This is a genomic window from Candidatus Palauibacter sp., from assembly GCF_965261555.1.
In the GTDB taxonomy this organism is placed as follows: domain Bacteria; phylum Gemmatimonadota; class Gemmatimonadetes; order Palauibacterales; family Palauibacteraceae; genus Palauibacter.
Genome location: NZ_OZ253465.1, coordinates 2,051,431 through 2,075,242 on the forward strand (window position 1 = coordinate 2,051,431; position 23,812 = coordinate 2,075,242).

A 23,812-nucleotide genomic window follows, 5' to 3' on the forward strand; every position below is an offset into this window, starting at 1 on the left:
GTAAGGTGGAATCCGGTGGGTGGAAACGGGTCGTTCTGGGAGGGACACCCTCGAAGAATGTCGAAGGCACGATTTGCCAGGCTTTCTGGGGAGTTATCGACATCAACTCGACTCGCAGGGTCGGGTCAGCCTACCGGCGCCTTTTCGAAGGGGCCGGGAACGGGAGCCGTTCGTCCTCCTCAAGACGCAACCCGACGCGCTGTCGCTCTACCCGGAAGACGCCTGGACTGGCGTGCAGGACGAACTCCGGGAGATGTCGAGACGGCAACCGCATTTCCGCCCGCAGCTGCTTCGCATCACGGCGGACGCCGTTCAGGTCTCGCCGGACGCGCAGGGAAGGATCCTGATACCGGAGAGGATGAGAAAAGCGGTCGCGCTCGGGAGTGAAGCTCTGGTCGTCGGCGCGATCAGCCATGTCCAGATCTGGAATCCGGAGACGTTCGAGCGGGTTACGAGTGCGACGGACGAGGACTTCGACCGATTGATAGAGACGGTGTTCGCCTGACGGGTTTTCCGATCACGGCACGGTGGGGGGAGTCGAGGAAGCCGACGGAGTGACAGAGGAGACGTTTCAGCACACGCCGGTCATGCCGGATGAGGTGCTGCGGTGGCTTCGCCCGGAGTGCGGAGGCGTCTTCCTGGATGCGACGGTCGGCGGTGCGGGGCATGCGATCCGGCTGCTTGAAGCCGGGTCGGCCGTGCGCGTGATCGGGATCGATCAGGATGCGGAGGCGATCGAGGCCGCGAGGCGGAGGCTCGCCTCTGCAGGCGAACGGGTGAAGCTGATACGGGCGAACTTCAGGAACGTGGCTCGTCCCGGGTTCGCCGACGAGATGGACGGTCTGGCGGGAGCCCTGATGGACCTGGGCGTCTCGTCGCACCAGATCGACAGGCAGGAGCGCGGTTTTTCGTTCCGTCCGGGCACGCCGTTGCGCATGCGGATGGACGAGAGGGCGCGCGCGACATGGTCCGCAGCCGAGCTGTTGAATCGGGCGGACGAACGCGAGTTGGGCCGGGTCTTCCGTGATGGGGAAGAGCGTAGGTGGCGGACGCTCTCACGTGAGGTGGTGCGGCGGAGGAAGATCCGGCCCTTCAGCACGAGCGACGACCTCGTGGCCGTGTTGTCGGCGGTCCTGGGTCGTTCGGCGCGGGAGAAACAGAAGGCCAGGCTGTTCCAGGCTCTGCGGATCGCGGTCAACGACGAGTTGGCCGCGCTGAGCGAGGGGCTCGAAGGGATACGGGGCCGGCTCGCTCCGGGTGGGCGGTTGGCGGTGCTTTCGTACCACTCGCTGGAGGACCGGTTGGTGAAGGACGCCTTCCGAGACTGGTCCGCCGACTGCCGGTGCCCTCCGGGTCTCCCGGAGTGCCGGTGCCGGGGAAGGTCGCTGGGGCGGACGCTGACGCGCCGGCCTCTGCGCCCCTCGGCCGAGGAGGTCGGCGGGAATCCGCGGGCGCGCAGTGCGCGACTCCGGGTGTGGGAGAAGCGCGGGACGGACAAGCAGGCGGGCGGCGCATGAACCACTGGAGCGGGAGCGTACGGAGGATCCGTCGCAGAACCCTGATCCGGTGGATGACGGCCGCAACGGCCGTCATCGCGCTGGCAGTTTCGCTGGTGAGCGTGGTCCGCCGGGGCGAGGAGGGACGGAGATTGACGGCCGAACTTCGAGGACTCGAGGCGGAGGATCGGATCGTCACGGACCGGATCGACGCGGCGCGGACGAGAGTCGATTCACTCGCGGCGCCGGCGCGGATCGAACGCGAGGCGGAGGCGCTCGGGCTGCAGCGGGCAGCGGAAGAGCAACTGCTGCAGGTCGACGCCGGAACCTCGCCGGCTGAAGAAGAGGTGGACGTCTCCGGCAGGGGAGCGGACAGGTGACGCGTTTCGGCATTCACAGCACGACGCAGCTCGAGGGCCTTGCGGGCGATGCGCAGGAGGCGGCGCTCGCACGGACGCAGCGCATCCGGCATCGTGCGCTGGGCGTCGCGTTCACCCTCGTCGCGCTGGCCTATGCCGTGCGTCTCGGCGACCTCCAGATCCTCGAGAGCGAGGCGCATCGCGCGAGGCAGGTTGCGCAGAGCGCGGAGTGGGAGTCGTTGCCCGCGGTGCGCGGGCGGATTCTGGATCGGCACGGCCGCGTCCTCGCGGCGCCGGACACACGCTACCAGGCTTTCCTCGCCGTTAACGAACTGCGTGTCGACCGGGCGGAGGCCATCGAGACGGTGGCCGCGGTCGTGCCCGTGGCGTCGGAGCGCCGAAGCGCCATCGCGGAAGCGACGGGCGGCTGGTCTCTCGTCGCGAGCGACGTGAGCGACGAAGAGCGCGTGCGGCTGCAGCGGACGATCGGGCAGGGGATCTACTTCGAGAGCCGATCAGCGAGAGAATACCCCCGCAGCATGGGCCGCCGTCTCATCGGCGCCATGGGGTCCGATGGCAAGGGCGGAACGGGCCTCGAGGCCGATCTCGACTTCTGGCTCGTCGGCGAGCCCGGCCGCGCCGAGGTTCGACTCGATGGCCATCGCAACGCGTACCGTCCCCCCGGCGGACAGGTCATCGATGCGGTGCCCGGACACGACGTCGTGCTCACGCTCGACGCCGAGCTCCAGCGGATCGCCGAGAACGAACTCGCGCGCGCGCTCGCAAAGACGGGGGCGAGCGGGGGCGACATCGTCCTCCTCGATCCGCGTACCGGTGAGATTCTCGCGCTGGCGAGCGAACGCACCGACGGAGCGGTCGACCAGATCTCAGGTCTCAGCGATCCCTACGAACCCGGCTCCACGCTGAAGCCGTTCCTTCTCGCGTCCCTCCTGAGCGAGGGTGTCGTCGATCTGGACGAGATCGTGGATGTGGAGGACGGGAGGCTACGGATCGGCTCGAGAGTGATCACGGACGTCTACGGCTACGACACGCTCAGCGTGCGACGGGTCATCTCCAAATCGAGCAATGTGGGGGCCGCGAAGCTGTCCGCGCGTCTGACGCCGGCAGTCCAGCATCGCTACCTGCGCGACTTCGGTTTCGGCATGCGGACGCAGCTGGAGTATCTCTCGGAGTCGCCGGGACGCCTCAGCCGGCCCGAGTCGTGGACCTCGCTCAGCCCCGCTTCGCTCGCGATGGGGTACGAGATCTCCGCCACATCCCTGCAACTCGCCCTGGCCTACGGCGCCATCGCGAACGGCGGCGTGCTGATGCGGCCGAGCCTCGTCAGAGAGATACGGGACCCGTCCGGGCGCATGGTGCGGCGCTTCGACCCGACCCCCGTGCGGCGCGTCATATCCGAGGAGGTGGCGGCGGCGGTTCGCGGCGTGCTGGAGGAGGTCGTCCGGGACGGAACCGGAACGCTCGCGAGCATGGCGCGGTTCGCGGTCGCCGGAAAGACCGGAACGGCCCGCCTCGCCGTGAACGGCCGCTACGCACCGGGACGCCACCGCGCCTCCTTCGTCGGCTTCGCGCCGGCGGATGACCCGCGACTCGTCATCCTCACGCGACTTGAAGATCCGCAGGGCGAGGTCTACTACGGGGGCGCGATCGCGGCGCCCACCAGCCAGGCGACCCTCAAGGCGGCGCTCGCGGCCGACGGCGTGCAGGTGGATCCGCGTCTCGTCGTTTCCGACGCCCGTCCCCGGCCGTGGTCCGGCGCCGCGGCCGGCACGCCGGAAGGCGCCGTCATCTTCGCCTCCAGCGGCACGGGCGCAGCCGGCACGGCCGACGGGATCGACACGAGCAGAGGTGTCGTCGCCCTGCCGGACCTGGCCGGATTGTCCGCCCGGGCAGCGGCCGCGCGCCTGCACGCGCTCGGCCTCCGCGTGGAATGGCGCGGACAGGGGAGCGTCGCGGGACAGAGCCCCGCGCCCGGGAGCGAGCTGCTTCGGGGTGAGACCGTCGTGCTGAGATAGCCGGGATGGCCTCGCGCGATGGCCTCGCGCGATGATCCGGGGAAAGAGGAGCGAACGTAGAAGGGTCTCTGGAATACAAGGTTGGAGGGAGGTTAACCACTGGACTTTGCCGCAACAGACAGCAACGAACCGACAGGTTGAGCGCAGGCTTGACGAACGGGGCCTCGAACCGCAGTGGAGAGGGGTTCCCCCCGCGGAGTTTCCCGCGTTGCGCTCGGACTCCCGCCTGGTCGGCGCCGGCGACCTCTTCTGCGCGATTCCGGGGACGCGTGTCGATGGCCACGCCTTCCTGGAAGCCGCCAGGCGTGCCGGGGCCGGCGCCGCCGTCGTCGAGCGCGTCGCCGATGTCGACCTCCCGCAACTGGCCGTCCGCGACGCTCGAGCGGCCGTATCCCACCTCGCCGCGCTCTTCGCCGGCGACCCCGGCGAAGCGCTCCGCCTCGTCGGTATCACGGGGACCAACGGGAAGTCGACCACCGCGTGGCTCACGCGCTGGATCCTGGACGATCTGGGACCCGCCGCGGCATTGGGCACCCTGGGGACCGTATCCATCGACGGCGAGGTCGGAGCTCCGGGGCTGACGACCCCCGATCCGATCGATCTGGCCCTCGAACTCGCCGCGTTGCGGGCGGGTGGCGCCGAGGCGGCGGTTCTCGAGGTTTCGTCGCACGCGCTCGACCAGCGCCGCGCGGATGGCTTCTCCTTCGATGCCGTGGGCTTCACGAGCTTCAGTCGCGAACACCTCGAATATCATCCCGATCTCAGCGCGTATCGGGAGGCCAAGCTGCGCCTGCTCGACTTGCTTGCGCCGGGCGGCGTCTGCGCGGTGAACGACGATGAGCCCGCCTGGAAAGAGGTCGCTCCGCCGAACGCCACGACGCTCCGCTACGGCTTCGAGTCGACGGCCGACCTGTGGCCGGATCGACTCGTCCTCTACGCGGGGGGCGCGCGCTTCACATTGCGGGCGCCGGGCGAGGCCGCCGCCGTGTCGCTGCCGCTTCCGGCCGATTTCAACGTGCGCAACGCCCTCGCGGCCGCAGCGATCGCGTGGGGCTTCGGCATGCCGCTCGAACGGATCGCCGCGCGACTCACCGAGGCGCCTTCCGTGCCCGGGCGCATGGAAGTACTCTCGCGCGAGCCGGTTCTCGTGGTCCGCGATTTCGCGCACAACCCGGATTCGTGCGAGCGGGCGCTCTCCTCGTTGCGGCAGATCGTGCCGGGCCGGGTCATCGCCCTCCTCGGCTGCGGCGGCGACCGGGACCCGGGCAAGCGGCCGCAGATGGGGAGCATCCTCGCGCGCCTGGCCGATGTTGCGATCGTCACGAGCGACAATCCCCGGTCGGAAGATCCATCGGAGATCTGCCGCCAGATGGTCGTCGGACTCCCGCCGGACAGCTACGAGATCGTCGTCGACCGACGAGAGGCGATTGCGCGGGGACTCGCCGAGGCCGGCCCGGCCGACGCGGTCGCGCTCCTCGGCAAGGGACACGAGACGTACCAGATCATCGACGGAGAGCGACTGCCCTTCGACGAGCGCCGGATCGTCGAGGACCTCCTCCCCGCACGTCCGGACGCACCCGAGCTGCCCGGAGGGAAGGCGTGACGGCGGCCACGCAGGCTCCGGCGTTGCGGTCGGGCTGGATCCGGGCGACGCTCCGCCTGGACGTCGGCGGCGCCGGGAGCCCGGGCGACAGCGGAGAGCGGGCGTACACCGGGGTCTCGTGCGACTCGAGGACGCTGAAGCCCGGGGAGCTGTTCGTCGCGCTCGCCGGGGCACGGCACGACGCCGCCGATTTCCTCCCCCAGGCGGCGGCCCGGGGCGCGCCGGGCGCGATCGTTCGCGCCGGACGGGAAGATCCCGCGCTCGGGATGGCGTACTTTCCCGTCGCCGACCCTCTGAGGGCGCTCGGCGATCTCGCGGCCCGGGCCCGGCGCGAATCCGGCGCCACCGTCGTGGCGATCACGGGCAGTTCGGGCAAGACGACCGTGAAGGAGATGATCGCCTGCGCCCTCTCCGGATCCCGCCGCGTGTACCGCACGGAAGGGAACTACAACAGCCAGGTGGGGCTTCCCCTCACGATCCTGCGCGCCCCTCCCGATGCGGACGCCTGGGTTCTGGAAGTGGGGGCGAGCGAGCCCGGGGAGATCGCTCGACTGGCGGAGATCGCGCGGCCCGATCACGTCGTCATCACGACCGTCGGCGCCGCGCACCTCGAGTATTTCGGGGATGTGGAAGGCGTCCTGCGCGAAAAGATGGCGCTCGCGCACGGCGCCTCGGGCCGCGGCGCGCTCGTCGTGGGGGAGGAACCCGCGATCCTCGCGGAGGCCGCCCGGGCCCACCGGCACGACGCGATCGTGGCCGGCTTCGGACCCGGGGCCGACTTCGCCCCCGAGACTTACGCGGTCGAAGCGGACCGGATCGAGTTCCGCCGCGGCGGCACGCGCGTCGCGCTGGGCGTGGGTGGCGAGCACCACCTGCGGGACGCGCTGATCGCGGCGGCGCTGGCGGAATCGCTGGAGGTGCCGCCCGCCGCCGCCGCCCGGGGGCTGTCGCGCTACGAACCGCTCGGCCTGCGCGGCGCGTTGCGCCGCATCGGAAGCCTGACGGTGCTGGCGGACTGCTACAACGCCAACCCGGATTCGTTTCGCGCGGCGATCGCCCAGACGCGCGATCTGCTCCCGGGACGCCGCCGCGCCGTGTTCGCGGGCTCGATGCTCGAACTCGGCTCCCAGGAGGCGAAGGCGCACCGCGAGATCGGCGACGAGATGCGGGCGGCGGGGTTCGACGTCATCGCGGCGACGGGCCTCTTCTGCGACGCGCCGTTCGAAGGCGTGCAAGGTCATGCCCTGATCCGGGCGGAGGACCCCGAAGCGGCCCTGCGGCCCTTCGCGGACGCCCTGGAAGGAGATGAGGTCGTGCTCGTAAAGGGCTCGCGCGGCGCCCGCCTCGAGCGGGTCATCGACGAACTGGAAGCCCGTTTCGGAGGGGGCGCCTGATGCTCTACCACTTCCTCTTCCCGCTCGCGGACCAGCATATCCTGTTCAACGTCTTCCAGTACATCTCGTTCCGCGCGGCCGGCGCCATGGTGACGGCCCTCCTCACCGCGTTCATCATCGGACCGGGCGTGATCCGCAAACTCAGGAAGCACGGCATCGGCCAGATCGTGCGGGCGGAGGGGCCGGCCACGCACCTGGTGAAGGCGGGCACGCCGACGATGGGCGGCATCATCATCCTCGCCGCCTGTCTCCTGCCCACCCTCCTCTGGGCACGCCTGGACAACACGTACGTGTGGGTCGCCCTCGTCGTCACCGCCTGGATGGGCGCGATCGGCTTCATGGACGACTATCTGAAGATCGTGCGCCGTCACTCGCGCGGCCTGATCGCGCGGTACAAGCTCATCTGGCAGTTCGTGCTGGGCCTGGCGCTCGGCGGGTTCCTCCTCTGGCAGCCCCTGTCCTCCTACGGGGCGACTCAGACGATGCTCCCGTTCTTCAAGGATCTGACGGTCGTCATCGAGGTGGCAATTTTCCCGCTCTTCGTCGCCATCGTCGTGGCGGGAAGCGCGAACACGGTGAACCTGACGGACGGTCTCGACGGGCTGGCCACGGGACTCGCCGCGATCGCCGCGCTCACATTCGGCGCCTTCGCCTACGCGATCGGCCGGGTGGACACGTCGGCCTACCTCGGCGTCCTGTACCTGAACGGGGCGGGGGAACTGTCGGTGTTCTGCGCCGCGCTGGCGGGGGCGGCGATCGGCTTTCTCTGGTTCAACGCCCATCCGGCAGAGGTCATCATGGGCGACACCGGGTCGCTCGCTCTCGGAGGCGCGATCGGCGCCGTCGCCGTGCTCCTGAAGTCGGAATTCCTCCTCGTCATCGTCGGGGGCGTGTTCGTCCTCGAAGGGTTGTCCGTGATGCTCCAGACCGGATGGTTCAAATTCAGTCGCCGGCGTTGGGGCGAGGGCCGCCGGATCCTGCGCATGGCCCCGCTCCATCACCACTTCGAGAAACTCGGCTGGCCGGAGACGCGCGTCGTCGCGCGGTTCTACATCCTTGGCGTCATCTGCGCGCTCCTCGGCCTGGCGACGCTCAAGATCCGCTGATGGCAGACGACCGACGTCCTCCGCTCTTCGGGCCCGGCGAGCCCGTGGCCGTCCTCGGGCTCGGCGTGTCGGGGACCGCCGCGGCGCGTCTCCTGCACGCGCTCGGAGCGGACGTATATGCGAGCGACGCGTTCGAGGGGCCCCGCCAGCGCGAGGCCGTGGAAGCCCTCACCGCCGAGGGCATCGACGCGGAGGTGGGACAGCACGACGTGGAGCGAATCCTGAATGCCGACCTCGTCGTGACGAGTCCGGGAATATCGCCGACGGCCGAAATCCGGCGGACGGTGGCGGACGCGGGGGTGCCCACCGTGGCCGAAATCGAGGTCGCCTATCGCCACCTCCGCTCGCGGGTCATCGGAATCACGGGCACGAACGGCAAGACGACGACCACCGCGCTCTGCGGGCACCTGCTGCAAGAGGCCGGCGTGGACGCGCTCACCGCGGGGAACATCGGCCGGCCGCTCTCCGAGATTCCGCTGATGAAGCGACAGCCGGACTGGCTCGTGGTCGAACTGAGTTCCTTCCAGCTCGCCGACCTCCGGGCGTTCAGGCCCGAGGTCGGCCTGCTCGTGAACCTCGCGGCGGACCACCTCGACTGGTATTCGAGCATCGAGCGCTACTACGAGGACAAGGCGCGTCTGTTCGCGAACGCCAATGAGGACAGTCGATGGGTCCTGAACGGGGATGACGACGATGTGCTCGCCATGGCGGAACCGGCCGCCGGGCGCCGCTACATCGCTTCGATCGAGCCGCACGATGAACCGGGAGCGTGGCTGGATGAAGCCGGGAGACTCGTCCAGCGTCTCGAGGCCGGGGGGTCCCCACAGCCGTGGATCGCGGCCGGCGAGCTGCAACTGGTCGGCGACCACAATGTCATGAACGCGCTCATGGCGGGCCTTGGGGCGGCGCTCGCCGGATGCGAGGCCCCGGCGATCGGAGCCGGACTCGCCTCCTTCCAGGGACTTCCCCATCGCCTCCAGAGAGTGGGCGAGTTCGAGAGCGTGCTGTGGATCAACGATTCCAAGGGAACGAACGTCTCCGCGACCCGCGTGGCCCTCAACGCCTTCCATCGGCCGCTCGTGGCGCTCCTCGGAGGCCGGCACAAGGGCGAGTCGTACCGATCGCTCGCGCCCGCGCTGCGCGAGAACGCACGGGCCCTGATCGCGTTCGGAGAGGCCGCGCCGCAGATCGTGCGGGAGCTGGGCGATGTGGCGCCGGTCGAGGTCGCCCGCGGCTTTCCGCAACTCGTGCGCCTCGCTCGCGAGGCGGCCCAGCCCGGCGATGTCGTCCTCTTCTCCCCCGCCTGCTCCAGCTTCGACATGTTCCCGGACTACCGGAAGCGCGGCCGGATCTTCGAAGCGTGCGTCCGCGAATCGTATGAGGGACCGGCCTCGGAGCGGGCGACGTGACGGATCACGCCCTCTCGCGGGAACTCCCGCGCGTTCAGGAGTTCGCCGGTTCGCCGGCGTGGGTGCGGAATGCGCTCATCGGGATCACGCTCGTCCTCGTCGTGTTCGGGCTTCTCTCCGTCTATTCCGCGAGCTCCTTCGCGGCGCAGCAGAGCGGACTGCCCGGAAACCATGTGCTCATGAGCCAGCTGGCCCGCGCCGCCGTCGGCGTCGTGGCGCTGATCGTCGCCGCCTTCATCGATTATCGCGTGTACAGGCGGCTCGCGTGGCCGATCCTCGGAGCGGTGGCGGCCCTCCTCGTCGTCATGATCCTCCCATTCACGACGGATATCGCGCCCGCCCGGAACGGGTCCCGCCGATGGCTGATGCTCGGGCCGGCGACCTTCCAGCCCTCGGAACTCGCCAAGGTGGCCGTCGTCTTCTGGACGGCCGCGCTCGCCGTTCGCAAGCAGCGGGCCTTCGGGAGTTTCCGGAGCGGAGTGCTCCCGTTCATCCTCGTCCTGGGTCCCCTGCTCGTCCTCATCGCGGCGGAGCCGCACCTCTCGGCGACGCTGATCACGGCGGCGCTGGCGGCGACCGTGCTCTTCGCGGCCGGCATGCGCATCCGGCATTTTCTCCTCCTCGCGCTGCCCATCGGCGCCGGGGTGGCGTGGCTCGTGCGCTCGAACAGCTACCAGCTCGCGCGGATCCTCGCGTTTCTCAATCCGGAGGCCGATACGTCGGGCGCCGGCTACCAGTTGCAGCAGGCGCAGATTGCGATCGGCTCGGGCGGGATCCTGGGCGCCGGCTATGGCGAGAGCACACAGAAGCTCCACTACCTGCCCGAAGCGCAGAACGACTTCATCTATCCGATTATCGCGGAAGAATGGGGGTTCGTGGGCGCGGTCACGATGATCGTCCTCTTCCTTGCCTGGACGCACCTCGGATTCCGGATCGCGAAGTCCGCCCCGGATCTGTTCGGGCGCCTGATTGCGATCGGGCTCACGGCGATCATCGCCATCGGAGCGTTCGGACACATCGGAATCACGATGGGGCTGCTGCCCACGACGGGCGTGAGCCTCCCCTTCATCAGTTCCGGCGGCACGGGGCTCGTCATCGCGCTCGCAGTCACGGGCGTCCTGCTCAACGTCGCTTCGCGGCGGAGATGCTGAGGCATGGCGTCGCCTCGTATCCTGCTCGCGGGAGGCGGCACGGGCGGCCACCTGTATCCCGCCCTGAACCTGGCCGCGGCCTTCGGTCGGCTGGCCCCCGAGGTCGAATGCGTGTTCCTGGGCGGACGGCGGGGGCTGGAGGCCCGCGTGCTGCCTGACGCCGGGTACGAGTTCCGGCTCCTGCCGCTGCAACCGCTGTACCGGCAGCGGCCATGGCGGAACTGGCGTCTGTTCGCGTCGGCTCCGGCCGTCCTCGCCGGCGTGCGGCGCGCGTTCCGGGATTTTGATCCGCGGCTCGTCGTGGGCACGGGGGGGTATGTGGCGGGGCCCGCGCTTGCGGGAGCCCGCCTGCGCGGAGTCCCGGCGGCGATCCAGGAACAGAATGCGGCGCCCGGGCTCGTGACGCGCCTGTTCGCGCCGGGCGTCGACCAGGTCCACCTCGGATACCCCGAGGCCGAGGCCCGGCTCCGGGTCGGGGGCCGCACGCGCCTGAGCGCGCTGGGGAACCCCGTCGCCCCCGCGATGGACGGTACGGCGGACGCCGGCGATTCGAGCCGCCCGGCTCCGGCCCGCTTCGACTGGCCCGCGGGCCGGAACCTCCTCGTCTTCGGCGGAAGCCAGGGCGCGCTCGGCCTCAACCGCGCCTTTCTGCGAGACCTGGAGTGGGCGGCGCGGGACGCCTCGGCGTGGCCGGACGACATCTCGGTCGTGTGGATCGCCGGACCGGCGCACGCGGCCGAACTCTCCGCGCGCACGTCGAAGCTCCCCTTCGCGGACCGCGTGCGCGTCGTGTCCTACATCGATGACCTGGGCCGACAGCTGGACAGGGTGACGCTGGCGCTGTGCCGGTCGGGCGCGATGTCGCTCGCCGAATTGTGCGCCGCGGGCCGACCGGCCGTGCTCGTGCCGCTCCCGACCTCCGCGGGGGGGCACCAGCTGACGAACGCCCGGGCGCTGGCGGCGGCGGGCGCCGCGGAGGTTCGCGAGGAGGGGAGCGTCGAGGCCGGCGAGTTGTGGTCGCTCTGTCGCGATATCCTCACCGACGATGGGCGCCTGGCCCGGATGTCGGCGGCCGCCGAGAGCCGTGGCCGGCCGGACGCGGCCCTCGAGATCGCCCGCGAGATGCTCACGCTCCTGGATCGGCGCGCGGCGTGACGGGGGCGGCGATGGCTGCGCCCCGTCCGGCGGGGACCGCGGATCTCCCGGCACCCGGGGCCCACGTCCATCTGATGGGGATCGGCGGCGCCGGCATGCGCGGACTCGCTCTTCTGTTCGACCGTGCCGGCTACGTCGTGAGCGGGTGCGACCGCGCCCCGGCGGATGCGCTCGGCGACCTTGCGGCGAAAGGGATCCGGGTCGAGCGGGGGCACTCCGTCGCCCACCTGTCCGGGGTCGATCTGCTCGTTCGAAGTTCGGCCGTGCCGGCAGACGAGCCGGAGGTCGTCGAAGCGGAAGTCGCGGGCATACCGGTGATGCGCAGGGCCCGGGCGCTCGGCGCCCTCCTCAACGGGCAGGCGATGGTCGGCGTTGCGGGGACGCACGGGAAGACGACGATCACCGCGATGACCGGGCACGCGGCGGCCGCGGCCGGGCTCGATCCCCTCGTCCTCGTCGGCGGCCGGGTCGATGCGTGGAAGGGGTTCACGCGGCTGGGGGATGGCCCCGCCATCGTGGAAGCCGACGAATTCGACCGCTCCTTCCTCGAACTCCATCCCACGCTTGCCGTGATCAGCTCGCTCGAGCCTGAACATCTCGACACCTACGGAGACTGGGAGCATCTCCGCTCCGCGTTCGCGGAGTTCGCCGGGCGGACCCGGCACGCGGAAGGTTTCATCTACTGCCACGATGACGAGGGCGCCCGCGAACTCGCGGAGGCCTCCGGGTTCTCCGGAACGGGGCGCGGCTTCGGGTACGGTTTCGGGGACGGAGCCTGGTGCAGGCTCGAAGAGGCGGGGCCGCGCACACTGCGCCTCTGCTGGCCGGACGGGTCGGTCGATCTCACGCTCCGCGTGCCGGGGCGCCACAACCAGCTCAACGCCGCGGCGGCCTTCCTCGCCACGCTGCGGCTCGGCGGCGATCCGCGGGCGGCGGCGCGCGGGCTCGGCGAGTTCCGCGGCGTGGCCCGCCGGCTCGAGATGATCGCGGCGTGGCCCGACCTCACGGTCTTCGACGACTACGCGCACCATCCGACCGAGGTCGCGGCATCGCTTGATGCGCTACGGGAAGCCTATCCCGACGCCCGGCTGACGGTCGTCTTTCAGCCGCACCTGTTCACCCGGACGCGCGACTTCGCGGACGCGTTCACCCGCGCCCTGACGACCGCGGACGAGGCGCGCGTGCTTCCCATCTATCCCGCGCGTGAAGCGCCGCTTCCGGGCGTCACCTCGGAGCTGATCATCGGCGGGGCTGGCGCGACCGCGGCGCCGATCGACCGGAAGGACGCGCTGGAGCTCGTGCCGGCGGAGGTCGGCGCCGAAGAAGCGGTGCTCGTCTTCATGGGCGCCGGCGACGTCACCGACCTCGCGCACGCGGCGGTCCAGCGGCGGGCGGGCGATGCGGTGGGAACGTGACGTCCCGCTCGCGCCCCTGGTCCGCTACCGAATCGGCGGACCGGCCGCGCGGCTCGCGCGACCCCGGTCGATCGCGGAGCTGGACGCCGCGCTGCGCGATACGTCCGGCCGTGGCTGCCGCGTGCTGGGGACCGGCGCGAACCTCCTCATCGGGGACGGCGGGGTGGCGGAGCCCGTCCTCGTCCTCGAGGGCGAGTTCGGGACCGTCCGGGTCGGGGCGACCGCCATCGAAGCGGGGGCCGGCGCCCGTTTGCCCGCCTTGGCCCAGGCCGCACGCCGCCACGGACGGGCGGGGTTCCATTTCCTGGAGGCCGTCCCCGGCACCCTCGGCGGAGGCCTGCGGATGAATGCCGGGTCGAGGGACGAGGGACTCTGGGACCGCGTCGAATGGGCGGAAGCCGTGACTCCCGAGGGCGAACTCGTGCGGGTCCGGCGCGAGGAGGCGCAGCCCGCGTATCGCCACGTGCGCGTGCCGGCCGACTGGGTGTTCGTGCGCGCGCGCCTCGACGCGAAGCCGGCCGAGGCGGACGCCGTTCGCGAGGCACACCTGAACTTCCGCGAACGAAAAGTTCGGGATCAGGTGTACGACCTGCCCTCGGTGGGTTCGACCTGGAAGAACCCGGGTCCGCCGCATCCGCCGGCCTGGAAGATCGTCGACGAGGTGGAAATGAGAGGGGCTCGGGTCGGGGGCGCCCGGATCCACGAGCGGCACGCGAACTTCATCGTCAATCTCGGCGGGGCGCGCGCCGCGGACGTGATCGGACTCATGGCGGAGACTCGCCGCCGCGCCCTCGCGCGTCTCCGCGTGGCACTGGAGCCGGAGATCCACCTGTGGGGGTTCGATCCCGCGCAGCTCGCCCGTGTGGGGGCCGCATGATCTCCCCCGGGGCGTCGCGCTCCCGACGCATCACCCGCCGCGGACGCCGCAGGCTCCTCTTCGCCCTGATGGCCGCCTCGATCGGCCTTTCCGTTCCCATCTGGGTGCCGCCCCTCCTCGCGGCGCTGTCCGCGTTTCAGGTTGCGGAACTCCACGTGACCGGGACCGAGCACATCCCGCCCGACGAGATCAGGGCGCTCGCCGTCACCCCGGACGCGTCCGTGTGGGACGACCCCGCGACATGGGAGGAGCGCGTCCGCGCACATCCCATGGTGCGCGAGGCCACGGCGCGCCGACAGGGCTTCAACACCCTCGAGATCGCCATCGTGGAGCGACGTCCGATCGCGCTCGTGGCGACGCCCGAACTGCGTCCCGTGAGCGCGGACGGTTACGTGCTGCCGCTCGACCCCTCCTCCGAGTCGCTCGACCTGCCGATCGTCCGGGGTCCGGTCGAAACGGAGGGCGGTTTCGTGACGGACCCGGGGATGCGGGAACTCATCCTCGCGCTCGCGCGCATGGATCGGACGCGGAGCGACTTCATGTCGCTCGTCTCCGAGGTCGGGGCCGCGGCGGAAGGGGGATACCGTTTCCTGCTCCTGCCCGGCGCCGGGGCGGACGTCGTGCTTCTGCCCGGCGAGGAGCCCCTGCGCGCCCTAGACCGGGTATCCATCGCGCTCGGGCAGATCGAGGATCGACGCGTCGCACGTGCGGACGCGCGTTTCAGAGGCCAAGTTGTACTGACGCGCGTGGAGGAGCGATGATTCAGGGGGCGGGCATCGTCGGGGTGGATGTGGGGTCGACCAAAACCTGTGCGGTCGTCGCTGCGGTGCATCCGGGTCGCCAGCCCACCGACCCGCTCGAGATTCTCGGCCTCGGCGTCACGCGTTCCGACGGCATGAACGGCCCGGACATCGGGAACATCGAGGCGGCGACCCAGGCCGTTCGCACCGCCGTCAGACAGGCGGAAGCCACGGCCGGCCGCGAAGTCGAAGCCGCCTACGTGAGCGTGCCGAGCGGGAGCGTCCGGACGTCCCGATCGAAGGGCGTGCTTCAGGTCTCCGGCTCGGAGATCACGCCCGCCGACGTCAAGCGCGTGCAGGAGGTGGGCCGGGCCGTTCCGATCCCGCCCGGCCACGAGTTGATACACGCCCTGTCCCAGCAGTACACCGTCGACCATCGTGACGGGATCCGGGATCCCGTCGGCATGGCCGGAGCCCGTCTCGAGGCGGACCTCTGCATCGTGACGGCGGACGTGGCGATCTGCCACGACATCTCGAAGGTCGTCGACCGCGCGGGGTACCGGCCGGACGAGCTGGTCATGGCGCCGCTTGCCACGGCGCTCGCCGTGCTTGAGGATGCCGAGCGCGAGGCCGGCGTGGCCCTCGTCGAGGTCGGGGGCGCGACGACGGACGTACTCGTGTACGGGGGACACCGCCTCCTTCACGCGGCGACGCTGCCGTGGGGCGGATCGATCGTGACGCGGGATATCGCGCGCGGCCTCGGCGTTCACGAAGACGAAGCCGCGCAACTCAAGGAGCGACACGGCGGAGCGTTGCGCGACCGGGCCGATTCGCAGGAGCTGCTCGACGTCGCGGGGGCCCGCCACGGACGCGCTCGACGTGTGTCGCGCGAGCTGCTGCTGCACATTATCGAACAACGGTTGGACGAAATCCTGGGTCTGGTTTACGAGGAACTGGAGACGAGCGGAACGCTGGGCGGACTCGAGGCGGGGATCGTGTTGAGCGGCGGCGGCGTCTCGCTCGCGCACGCGGAGGACCTGGCCCGTTCCGTCTTCAATCTGCCTGTTCGTACCGGTATTCCTTCGCTCGGTCTCGCAGGCATGGCGGAGGGCGTCGCGCGTCCGTCGTACAGCACCGCCGCGGGACTGGCGCTGTACGGCGCATCGCGGGCCTCGGCCGGAGGGTTGGTGGGAGCGACCCGCGCGTTCGCAAGAGTCGGTGGGTGGCTACGGGAGTTTTTCTGATGGGAGGGAGGGGAGATATGGTCTTCGCGTTCGACGAAAACGGCGTGCGTAACGCAAAAATGAAGGTCGTCGGCGTGGGTGGCGCCGGCGGCAATGCCGTCAACCGCATGATCGACGAGGAACTCGATGGCGTGGAGTTCATCGCGGTCAACACCGATGCCCAGGCACTGAAGGAATCCGGCGCCCACCTCAGAGTCCAGATCGGGAAGGAACTCACGCGAGGCCTGGGGGCCGGCGCCCGTCCCGAGATCGGGCGGCAGGCGATTTCCGAGAGTTCCGAAGAGATACGATCGGTGATCGCGGGTGCGGACCTCGTCTTCGTCACGGCGGGGATGGGTGGAGGCACGGGCACGGGCGCGGCCCCGATCATCGGCGGCATGGCGCGGGAGATGGGGTCGCTCTGCATCGCGATCGTCACCCGCCCCTTCCATTTCGAGGGCAAGAAGCGGATGCGGCATGCCGAGATCGGGCTGCGGGAACTCCGGCGCGCGGTGGACACGATGATCGTCGTGCCGAACGAGCGTCTGCTCGCCGTCGTGGGAAAGGAGATGACCTTCCGCCAGGCGCTCAAGAAGGCGGACGAGGTGCTCCTCCAGGCGACCCAGGGGATCTCCGACCTGATCTCCGTGACCGGCGAAGTGAACGTGGACTTCGCGGACGTCCGTACGGTGATGTCGAACCGCGGGGCCGCCCTCATGGGAACCGGCAGCGCGACGGGCGAGGACCGCGCGGTGGAGGCGGCGCAGCAGGCCATTTGCTCGCCCCTCCTCGACAACGTATCCATCAACGGCGCCACGGGCGTCCTCATCAACATCAGCGGCGGCCCCGATCTGACGATCGATGAGGTCACGACGATCAACTCGATCATTCAGGAGGCTGCGGGCGACGAAGGCGAGATGATCTTCGGCGTCGTGCACGATCCCCAGCTCGAGGGCAAGCTCCGCGTGACGGTGATTGCGACGGGCTTCGGAGATATGGAGGAGGACGAGCCGGCGCCGGTGGCGGAGCGGGTGATCCCCGCGCGCAAGCCGTCGCCGCTGTCTCCCGCGACCCCGGTGGTCATCGGCTCGAAGTACGAGCGTCCGAGTGTGTTCGACGATCGGTCGGCGCCGCCGACGCAACCGGAGTCCGAACCCGTCGAAGCCCCCGTGGAGGTGAAGCAGGCGGGCATCGCGTTCGAGGCGCTCGCGGCCGAGGAGCCGACAGCCGAGCCCGTGTTCGAGTCGCCGACCGAGTCCGAGCCGGAACCGGAGCCGGAGCCTGCGCTCGAGGTGCCGGTGTCCGAGGGATCGATGCCCGAAGGCATGGGGTACGAAGCCGAACCGGCGACACCGGACCCGACCGCGGAGGAAGTGACGGCCGAGGTGGAGCCCGAAGTGCAGGACCGCGACGCGTGGACCGATACCCGCGTCGAGTTCGAGGATCTCGAGATCCCGACTTTCATTCGGCGACAGATGGACTGAGCACGCTTGAGAACAAGACTTGCTGCTGCGGTTGGACTCGCCCTCGCGGGGATCCTGGTCGTCGGTTGGGCCGCGTTTGGCTCCCGGGCCGGGCGGACGGAGGCCGTCAAGGTCGTCGAAGTGCCTACGCCACCTGCGCCCGTCACCCTGGTACATCGTCTGCAGCGGGGCGAGACCCTGGGCGATGTGTTCGAGGACCATGGCCTGAGCCCCGCAGCGACGCACGCCATCGCGGAGGCGATGGGCGAATTCGAGAGTCCGCGCCGGCTGCGGCCCGGCGTCGCGATTCACTTCGTGAGCAGACCCGGCGAGTCTCCGGCGCGCATCCGCGTCCACCTCGACCCCGACCGCATCCTCCACCTGTGGTCCGGCGACGGGGCCGCGCCCTTGTGGTCGGCCCGGCTGGACTCGGTGCAGGTCGTACGAGACACGCTGCTCCTCGCGGGTCTCATCCAGTCGAACCTGTTCGACGCGGAGATGTCGGGGGACGTGGAGGCGCTCGGCGACGGGGAACGCTTCGATGTGGCGTACCGCATCTCGCAGGTCTTCGCCTGGCAGATCGACTTCTGGCGGGATCTGCGCCGGAATGACGCCTACCGGCTTCTCATCGAGCGAGAGGTGCGGCCGGACGGGTCCGTGCGCGACGCCACGGTGCTCGCCGCGGACTTCCGGAACGACCGGCGGGTCCTCACGGGCGTGCGATTCGAGCATGCCGCGGCCGAGCGCGCGGAGTACTACGACGAAGCGGGCGAAGCTCTCCGGGGCCAGTTCCTGCTCGCGCCCCTGGATATCGTCCGTGTGACGAGCGGCTACAACCTCAGGCGCTTCCACCCGGTGCTCCGGCGCACCCGGCCGCATCTCGGCGTCGACTACGGGGCGGCGAGAGGCACGCCCGTGCGCGCGACGGGAGCGGGACGCGTGACGCGGGCGGGGTGGTGGGGCAACTACGGGAACGCCGTCGAGATTCGTCACGCGAACAACATCCGCACCCGATACGCGCACCTGGCCAACGTCGCGCGCGGCGTGGCGACCGGGACCCAGGTGGAACAGGGGCAGGTCATCGGATATGTGGGCGACACCGGTCTCGCGACCGCGCCTCACCTTCACTACGAGTTTCTCCGGAACGGCGCGCAGGTGAACCCGGCCCGTCTGCAGTTGCCGGGGGCCGACCCGGTCCCCACCGAGCTGCGCGAGCAGTTCGAGGCGGTTCAGCACGCCGTGCTCGCGCGGTTGCGAAGCCTTCCGATGCCCGTCCATCCCACGCAGCGCGCTCGCCGCACACAGGATTGAGCCCCGGCCTCTGGCTTCTCGTCGCGCTTGGCGCAGTCGCACTCGCCGGCTGGGCCTATGGCACGCGTGAGGAACGTGTCGCGGGGCGCACCGGTCCCGCCGCCGTCCGGGCGGTGGCCGTCTTCCTGATTCTGGGCGCGCTCGCCTTGCCCGCGTTGCGCGGCAGCGGTGTCGGGATGCCCGAACGCGTCGTGCTTCTCGACGTCTCGCGCAGCATGACGCTCCCGGTCCGCGCCGGAGACGCCGGCGGGGCGACGCGGCTCGACTCGGCCCTGGCCCTGCTTCCCGAACTCGCGCCGGATCGGGTCTACCTGTTCGGAGACGGCCCCGTCCCCGCCCGGCTCGATTCGCTGGACACGCTCGGAGCGACGCACGACGCGAGCCGGCTCGAACCGGCCCTGCAGGCCGCGCGCCTGGGCGGAGCCGACAGCGTGTGGGTGCTCACCGACGGCGAGTTGACGGATCGTGACGCGGCTCGCGAGACGGCCACGGGGCTGGGCCTCGGGGTACTTGAACTCCGGGTCGCCGCGATGGAGCCCCGGGTGGCGCTCGCGGCGCTGCAAACGCCGGAGCGGACCCGAGCTGGCGATACCGTCCGTGCCACGCTCGAGTTTCACGCCGGCGGGGGATCGGGCGGCGGGGGCGGGTTGCCCGACAGCGTGAGCTTCCAGATCGAGCGCGACGGCACGGTCGTTGCGGCCGTGCGGGCGCCCCGCCCGGCCGCCGGACGGACGGGTCGCGCCCGGATCACCTTCGTGCCGCGGGACGAAGGCGCCGAATCCGCCTGGCGGCGCTATGACGCCGTGCTCGTCGATCCGCCGGATCCCTTCGGCATCTCCGGCCGGACGGGCGCGTGGATCGAAGTCTCGGAATCCTCCGCCGGGGCCGTGCTCGTGTCGCTGGCCCCCGACTGGGAGGCGCGTTTCCTCGTCCCCGCCCTCGACCGGCTCGTCCTGGGCGGAGCGCGCGGCTACCTGCGCCTTGCGGATGGCCGTTTTCTCGAGATGGGCGCCAGCCCGCGCATCGTCGAAGCGTCGCGGGTGCGCGAAGCGGCACAGGGCGCCCGGCTGCTTGCCGTCCAGGCCTCGCCGGAGGATCTGCCGCCGTGGCTGGCCGGCGCGCTGCGGGCTCATGCGCGAACGCTCTTCTTCACGGGGGGGCCGGGTGAGGTGCCGGGAGTGGCGGCGCGCGTGACGGGTCCCCTGCCCGGGGAGTGGTACCCCGCCGGGCCGGTGCCCGCGAGCCCTTCGGCGGCGCTCCTCGCCGAGGCCGATCTGGATCTCCTGCCTCCGGTCCGCGAACTCTACGCCGTGGAGCCCGCAGGGAGATGGTCGGTGATCAATGCGAGCCGGAACCGGCGCGGCGAGCGTAGGCCGCTCCTCACGGTCGGCGAAGACGGGACGCGCCGGTGGGCGCTTTCCGCGGCCGCCGACTGGTGGCGCTGGTCGCTGCGGGGGGACGAGCCGCGCAGGGTCTACGAGGGCGTGTTCAGCGGCGTCGTCGGCTGGCTCGTCGAGGACGCGACGCCCCGGCTCGCCTCGCTCGTGCGGACGCCGGCCCCCGGCGAGCCGCAGGTGTGGCGCATCCGCCCCGGATCTGCGGACCTCACGATCCGGCTGCTCGATGAGACGGGCGCGGAGGTGTGGAGCGAATCCATCGCGGATCCCCCCGCCGAGATCGTCGGTCCCGGCCTCCCGCCCGGTCGCTACGAGGCGCTCCTGACGGCGACCGGCCCCGACGGGTCCGTCGAACTCGGCCGACCGGTCGACGTCGAGCCCGATCCCCGCGAGTTTCTCCCCGGGCCCCCATCGGAACCGCTCGCCATCGGTGCGCAGCCTTCTCCCCGGGCGCCGGTCGAAGTCCGGTCGCCCCGGCCCGTGTGGCCGTTCCTCCTCGCCGTCCTGCTCCTGTGCGGGGAGTGGGTGTGGCGGCACCGGATCGGACTCCGGTGACCGGAACTCTGCGCCGCCCGAAACGAGGCCTGTGGCGGCGGATCGTCGACTTCGCGCTCACGGACGTGAACACGCTCGTCGACGGCGGGCTCGACGGCGCCGCCATCGAGCGCCTGGAGGAAGTCCTGCTCGAAGCGGACTTCGGGGTCGACATCACGCTCGAACTCGTCGAGGCGCTCGAGCGGGCGGCGAGCCGCGGCGCGATCGCGACGGAGGGCGATCTGCGCGATACGCTGAGGGCGCGGCTCGCCGAGACGCTGGCCGCCGCCGAGCCGCCCGCCGGCGGGCTGGCCGCCGCCTCGCCGCCGCGCGGCGGGGCGCCGGGGGTCCTCCTTCTCGTGGGCGTGAACGGCGTGGGGAAGACGACGACCGCGGCGAAGCTTGCCGCGCGCCTGCAGGCCGGGGGAGGCCGCGTGCTGCTCGCCGCGGCGGACACGTTCCGGGCGGGGGCGCAGGAGCAGCTCCGGGCGTGGGCGGAACGGCTGCAGACCGATTTCGTCGGGGGAACGCCCGGAGCGGACCCGGCCTCCGTGGCGTTTGACGCGGTGGCGGCGGCGCGCGCGCGGGATGCCGCCTGGGTGCTCGTCGACACCGCCGGCCGGCTCCACACGCAGGACGATCTGATGCGCGAACTGGTCAAGATCGATCGAGTGCTCGGCCGACAGGTGGAGGGCGCGCCGTACGAGCGGCTGCTGGTCGTCGACGCCACCTCCGGGCAGAACGTGATGAACCAGGCGCGACAGTTCGGGACGTCGCTCGACCTCACGGGCCTCGTGCTCGCGAAGTTCGACAGCACGGCGCGCGCCGGCACGGTCGTCTCCGTCGCGCGCGAACTCTCCGTCCCCGTCCGCTTCCTCGGCGTCGGGGAGTCCCCGGAGGATCTCGAGGAGTTCTCGCCCGACCGGTATCTCGACAAGATCCTCGCACCGGAGCCGTGATCGCGTGACGGCCGGGCGCTCCATCCTGCGGGGATCCGTGCAGTACCTGAAGGGCGTGGGCCCCCGGCGGGCGGAGCGCTTCGCGAAGATCGACGTTCACACGGGGCAGGACCTCCTCTACCACCTTCCGTACCGGTACGAGGACGCGACCACGGTCGACGCGATCTCCGAGTTGAAGGTCGGCCAGGATGCGACGGTCATCGGTCGCGTGGTCTCGAAGGGCGTCATCCCCACGCGGCGCCGGTTGCGCGTCTTCCGGGCCGTGCTCCGGGACGAGAGCGGCCACATCGAGTGCGCCTGGCCGGGACGCCCGTGGCTCGACCGCACGATCGACAAGGGCGACCTGCTGCTCGCCGCCGGACCCGTGCGCTTCTACCACGGCAAGCAACTCCAGCCGCGCGAACACACCGTGCTGGCCCGAGCCTCCGACGAGAGAGGCGTCTCCGGCGACCGATCCGCGGACTCCGGGGAGCGTCCCGCCGGGGGGCGGGTGTTTCCCGTCTATCCCGCCACCGAGGGGCTCACACACCGGCAGATCCGCGCCGTCATCGAACTGAACCTCTCCCGTCTCCTCTCCGATCTCGGGGACGACGACCCGATTCCGGGCGGCTGGCTCGAGGAACTCTCCCTCCCCCCGCTCGCGGAGGCCCTCCGCACGCTGCACGGCCCGTCCGCCGTCGCCCAGGTCGGGCGCTGCCAGCGGCGCCTCGCCTTCGAGGAACTCTTCTTTCTCCAGCTTCTCCACGCCCGGGCCCGGGCGCGCCTCCGCCACGAGGTCCGCGGCATCGCCTTCGACGCTCCGGCCACGCTCACCCGCGCGCTGCTGGAGGCCCTCCCCTTCGAGCTCACGGCGGCCCAGCGCCGCGCCTGGTCCGAGATCGAGGCCGACATGGCCCGGCCCGCGCCGATGAACCGCTTGCTGCAGGGGGATGTCGGAAGCGGGAAGACGGTGGTGGCCGCGCTCGCCATGCTCAAGGCGATCGAGGCGGGACGCCAGGCGGCGATCATGGCCCCGACGGAGCTGCTGGCAGAGCAGCACCGGCGCACCTTCGTGAAGATGCTCGGCCCCCTCGGCGTGGAGCCCGAACTCCTGACCGGCGCCGTCACCGGGAAGGCGCGGCGGGAAACCCTGGAGCGGATCGCGGCCGGCGACGCCCGTCTCGTCGTCGGGACGCACGCCCTGATCCAGGAGGGCGTCGACTTCGCGTCCCCGGGACTCGTTGTCATCGACGAACAGCACCGCTTCGGCGTCGAGCAGCGCCGCCGGCTCCGGGAGACCGGCGAGGCCCCCGACGCCCTCGTGATGTCCGCGACGCCGATCCCCCGCAGTCTCGCCCTCGTCCTCTACGGCGACCTCGACCTCTCGATCATCGACGAACTTCCCCCCGGCCGACGGCCGATCCGGACCGCCGTGCGCGGTCCCGAAAGCCGCGACGCCGCGTTCGACTTCCTCGGCGACCAGCTCGCGGCGGGCCGCCAGGCGTACGTCATCTATCCTCTCGTCGAGGAGTCCGAAGCCCTCGAGGCCCGCGCCGCCACGGTCATGTTCGAGCAACTCCAGGCCCGTTTCCCGGACGCCGCCGTGCGCCTCCTGCACGGACGCCTCTCCTCTGCCGAGAAGGACGACGCGATGCGGAGCTTCCTCGCGGGCGACACGAACCTCCTCGTCGCGACCACCGTCATCGAGGTGGGCATCGACGTCCCCAACGCGACCGTGATGATCATCGAGGACGCCGAGCGTTTCGGCCTCGCGCAGCTCCACCAGCTGCGGGGACGCGTCGGGCGCGGCGCCGAGCAGTCCTACTGCATCGTCTTCCACGCCTCCGAGACGCCATCGGAGAGGCTCGTCGCCTTCAAAAAGAAGACCGACGGCTTCGAACTCGCCGAGGAGGACCTCAGGATCCGCGGCCAGGGCGACCTCTTCGGCAAGGAACAGCACGGCGCCGTGCTCCTCCGGTTCGCGCAACTCGACCGCGACGTCGACCTGCTGGAGGCCGCGCGCCGGCGAGCCCGCGCCATCGTCGACGCGGACCCCGGGCTCTCGAAGCCGGCCCACCGCCGGTTCCGCCACGAACTCGATCTCCGCTACGCCCAGCGGGAGGCCCTCTACCACGTCGGCTGACCCGGCCGGCGCCCCGGCGGTCGCGTTTGCCCCGTCCCGAAGGGAGCCGCAACTTGTCGCCG

19 protein-coding genes and 1 pseudogene are annotated in these 23,812 nt (G+C 71.0%); all 20 read left to right on the plus strand.

Translation table 11 applies throughout. From position 1 onward, the window contains the following. Positions 1–19: 19 nt before the first annotated feature. A pseudogene (locus tag ACQY5G_RS08885) lies at positions 20–214 on the plus strand (MraZ N-terminal domain-containing protein); the annotation flags it as partial. A gap of 144 nt (positions 215–358) precedes the next feature. Beyond that, entirely contained in the window at positions 359–505 is a 147-nt protein-coding gene (locus ACQY5G_RS08890) for a hypothetical protein (protein WP_428278673.1), read from the plus strand. 49 nt (positions 506–554) lie between these two features. Beyond that, positions 555–1,517 (plus strand): 16S rRNA (cytosine(1402)-N(4))-methyltransferase RsmH, encoded by a 963-nt coding sequence (rsmH, locus tag ACQY5G_RS08895; RefSeq protein WP_428103922.1) that lies wholly within the window; start codon positions 555–557, stop codon positions 1,515–1,517. Positions 1,518–1,570: 53 nt separating this feature from the next. Next, positions 1,571–1,876 carry a hypothetical protein gene (locus tag ACQY5G_RS08900; protein ID WP_428103924.1) on the plus strand — a complete coding sequence of 102 codons (306 nt, stop codon included), beginning with the start codon at positions 1,571–1,573 and terminating at the stop codon, positions 1,874–1,876. Beyond that, positions 1,873–3,891, plus strand: coding sequence for a penicillin-binding transpeptidase domain-containing protein (locus ACQY5G_RS08905; RefSeq protein WP_428103926.1), 2,019 nt, complete (start codon positions 1,873–1,875; stop codon positions 3,889–3,891). Before ACQY5G_RS08900 ends, ACQY5G_RS08905 begins: the two co-directional genes overlap by 4 nt. Positions 3,892–4,099: 208 nt before the next feature. Next, positions 4,100–5,494, plus strand: coding sequence for a UDP-N-acetylmuramoyl-L-alanyl-D-glutamate--2,6-diaminopimelate ligase (locus ACQY5G_RS08910; RefSeq protein ID WP_428103928.1), 1,395 nt, complete (start codon positions 4,100–4,102; stop codon positions 5,492–5,494). Continuing rightward, entirely contained in the window at positions 5,491–6,888 is a 1,398-nt protein-coding gene (locus ACQY5G_RS08915) for a UDP-N-acetylmuramoyl-tripeptide--D-alanyl-D-alanine ligase (RefSeq protein WP_428103930.1), read from the plus strand. The genes ACQY5G_RS08910 and ACQY5G_RS08915 overlap by 4 nt, the downstream gene beginning before the upstream one ends. Next, positions 6,888–7,994, plus strand: a complete 1,107-nt coding sequence (gene mraY, locus ACQY5G_RS08920; RefSeq protein WP_428103932.1) for a phospho-N-acetylmuramoyl-pentapeptide-transferase — start codon at positions 6,888–6,890, stop codon at positions 7,992–7,994. The genes ACQY5G_RS08915 and mraY overlap by 1 nt, the downstream gene beginning before the upstream one ends. Next, the gene (murD, locus tag ACQY5G_RS08925; RefSeq protein ID WP_428103934.1) at positions 7,994–9,403 is read left to right on the plus strand and encodes a UDP-N-acetylmuramoyl-L-alanine--D-glutamate ligase; all 1,410 of its coding nucleotides are present in this window, start codon (positions 7,994–7,996) and stop codon (positions 9,401–9,403) included. The genes mraY and murD overlap by 1 nt, the downstream gene beginning before the upstream one ends. Continuing rightward, positions 9,400–10,554, plus strand: a complete 1,155-nt coding sequence (locus ACQY5G_RS08930; protein WP_428103936.1) for an FtsW/RodA/SpoVE family cell cycle protein — start codon at positions 9,400–9,402, stop codon at positions 10,552–10,554. Before murD ends, ACQY5G_RS08930 begins: the two co-directional genes overlap by 4 nt. Positions 10,555–10,557: 3 nt before the next feature. Further along, positions 10,558–11,709, plus strand: a complete 1,152-nt coding sequence (locus ACQY5G_RS08935; RefSeq protein WP_428103939.1) for a UDP-N-acetylglucosamine--N-acetylmuramyl-(pentapeptide) pyrophosphoryl-undecaprenol N-acetylglucosamine transferase — start codon at positions 10,558–10,560, stop codon at positions 11,707–11,709. A gap of 11 nt (positions 11,710–11,720) precedes the next feature. Then, the gene (gene murC, locus ACQY5G_RS08940) at positions 11,721–13,124 is read left to right on the plus strand and encodes a UDP-N-acetylmuramate--L-alanine ligase (protein WP_428103941.1); all 1,404 of its coding nucleotides are present in this window, start codon (positions 11,721–11,723) and stop codon (positions 13,122–13,124) included. Beyond that, complete coding sequence (locus ACQY5G_RS08945) at positions 13,108–14,001, plus strand: FAD-binding protein (RefSeq protein ID WP_428103943.1); 894 nt, start codon at positions 13,108–13,110, stop codon at positions 13,999–14,001. Before murC ends, ACQY5G_RS08945 begins: the two co-directional genes overlap by 17 nt. Continuing rightward, complete coding sequence (locus ACQY5G_RS08950; protein WP_428103945.1) at positions 13,998–14,762, plus strand: cell division protein FtsQ/DivIB; 765 nt, start codon at positions 13,998–14,000, stop codon at positions 14,760–14,762. The genes ACQY5G_RS08945 and ACQY5G_RS08950 overlap by 4 nt, the downstream gene beginning before the upstream one ends. Then, on the plus strand, positions 14,759–15,985 hold the full coding sequence (gene ftsA, locus ACQY5G_RS08955) for a cell division protein FtsA (RefSeq protein ID WP_428103948.1): 1,227 nt from the start codon (positions 14,759–14,761) through the stop codon (positions 15,983–15,985). Before ACQY5G_RS08950 ends, ftsA begins: the two co-directional genes overlap by 4 nt. Beyond that, positions 15,985–17,448: a cell division protein FtsZ gene (ftsZ, locus tag ACQY5G_RS08960; protein WP_428103950.1), complete on the plus strand. Its 1,464-nt coding sequence runs from the start codon at positions 15,985–15,987 to the stop codon at positions 17,446–17,448. The genes ftsA and ftsZ overlap by 1 nt, the downstream gene beginning before the upstream one ends. Positions 17,449–17,454: 6 nt before the next feature. Then, complete coding sequence (locus ACQY5G_RS08965; protein ID WP_428103953.1) at positions 17,455–18,738, plus strand: M23 family metallopeptidase; 1,284 nt, start codon at positions 17,455–17,457, stop codon at positions 18,736–18,738. Beyond that, the gene (locus ACQY5G_RS08970; RefSeq protein ID WP_428103955.1) at positions 18,735–20,690 is read left to right on the plus strand and encodes a vWA domain-containing protein; all 1,956 of its coding nucleotides are present in this window, start codon (positions 18,735–18,737) and stop codon (positions 20,688–20,690) included. The genes ACQY5G_RS08965 and ACQY5G_RS08970 overlap by 4 nt, the downstream gene beginning before the upstream one ends. Then, on the plus strand, positions 20,687–21,628 hold the full coding sequence (gene ftsY, locus ACQY5G_RS08975; protein WP_428103957.1) for a signal recognition particle-docking protein FtsY: 942 nt from the start codon (positions 20,687–20,689) through the stop codon (positions 21,626–21,628). Before ACQY5G_RS08970 ends, ftsY begins: the two co-directional genes overlap by 4 nt. A 4-nt stretch (positions 21,629–21,632) precedes the next feature. Next, positions 21,633–23,750 carry an ATP-dependent DNA helicase RecG gene (gene recG / locus ACQY5G_RS08980; protein WP_428103960.1) on the plus strand — a complete coding sequence of 706 codons (2,118 nt, stop codon included), beginning with the start codon at positions 21,633–21,635 and terminating at the stop codon, positions 23,748–23,750. The last annotated feature ends 62 nt before the right edge of the window (positions 23,751–23,812 follow it).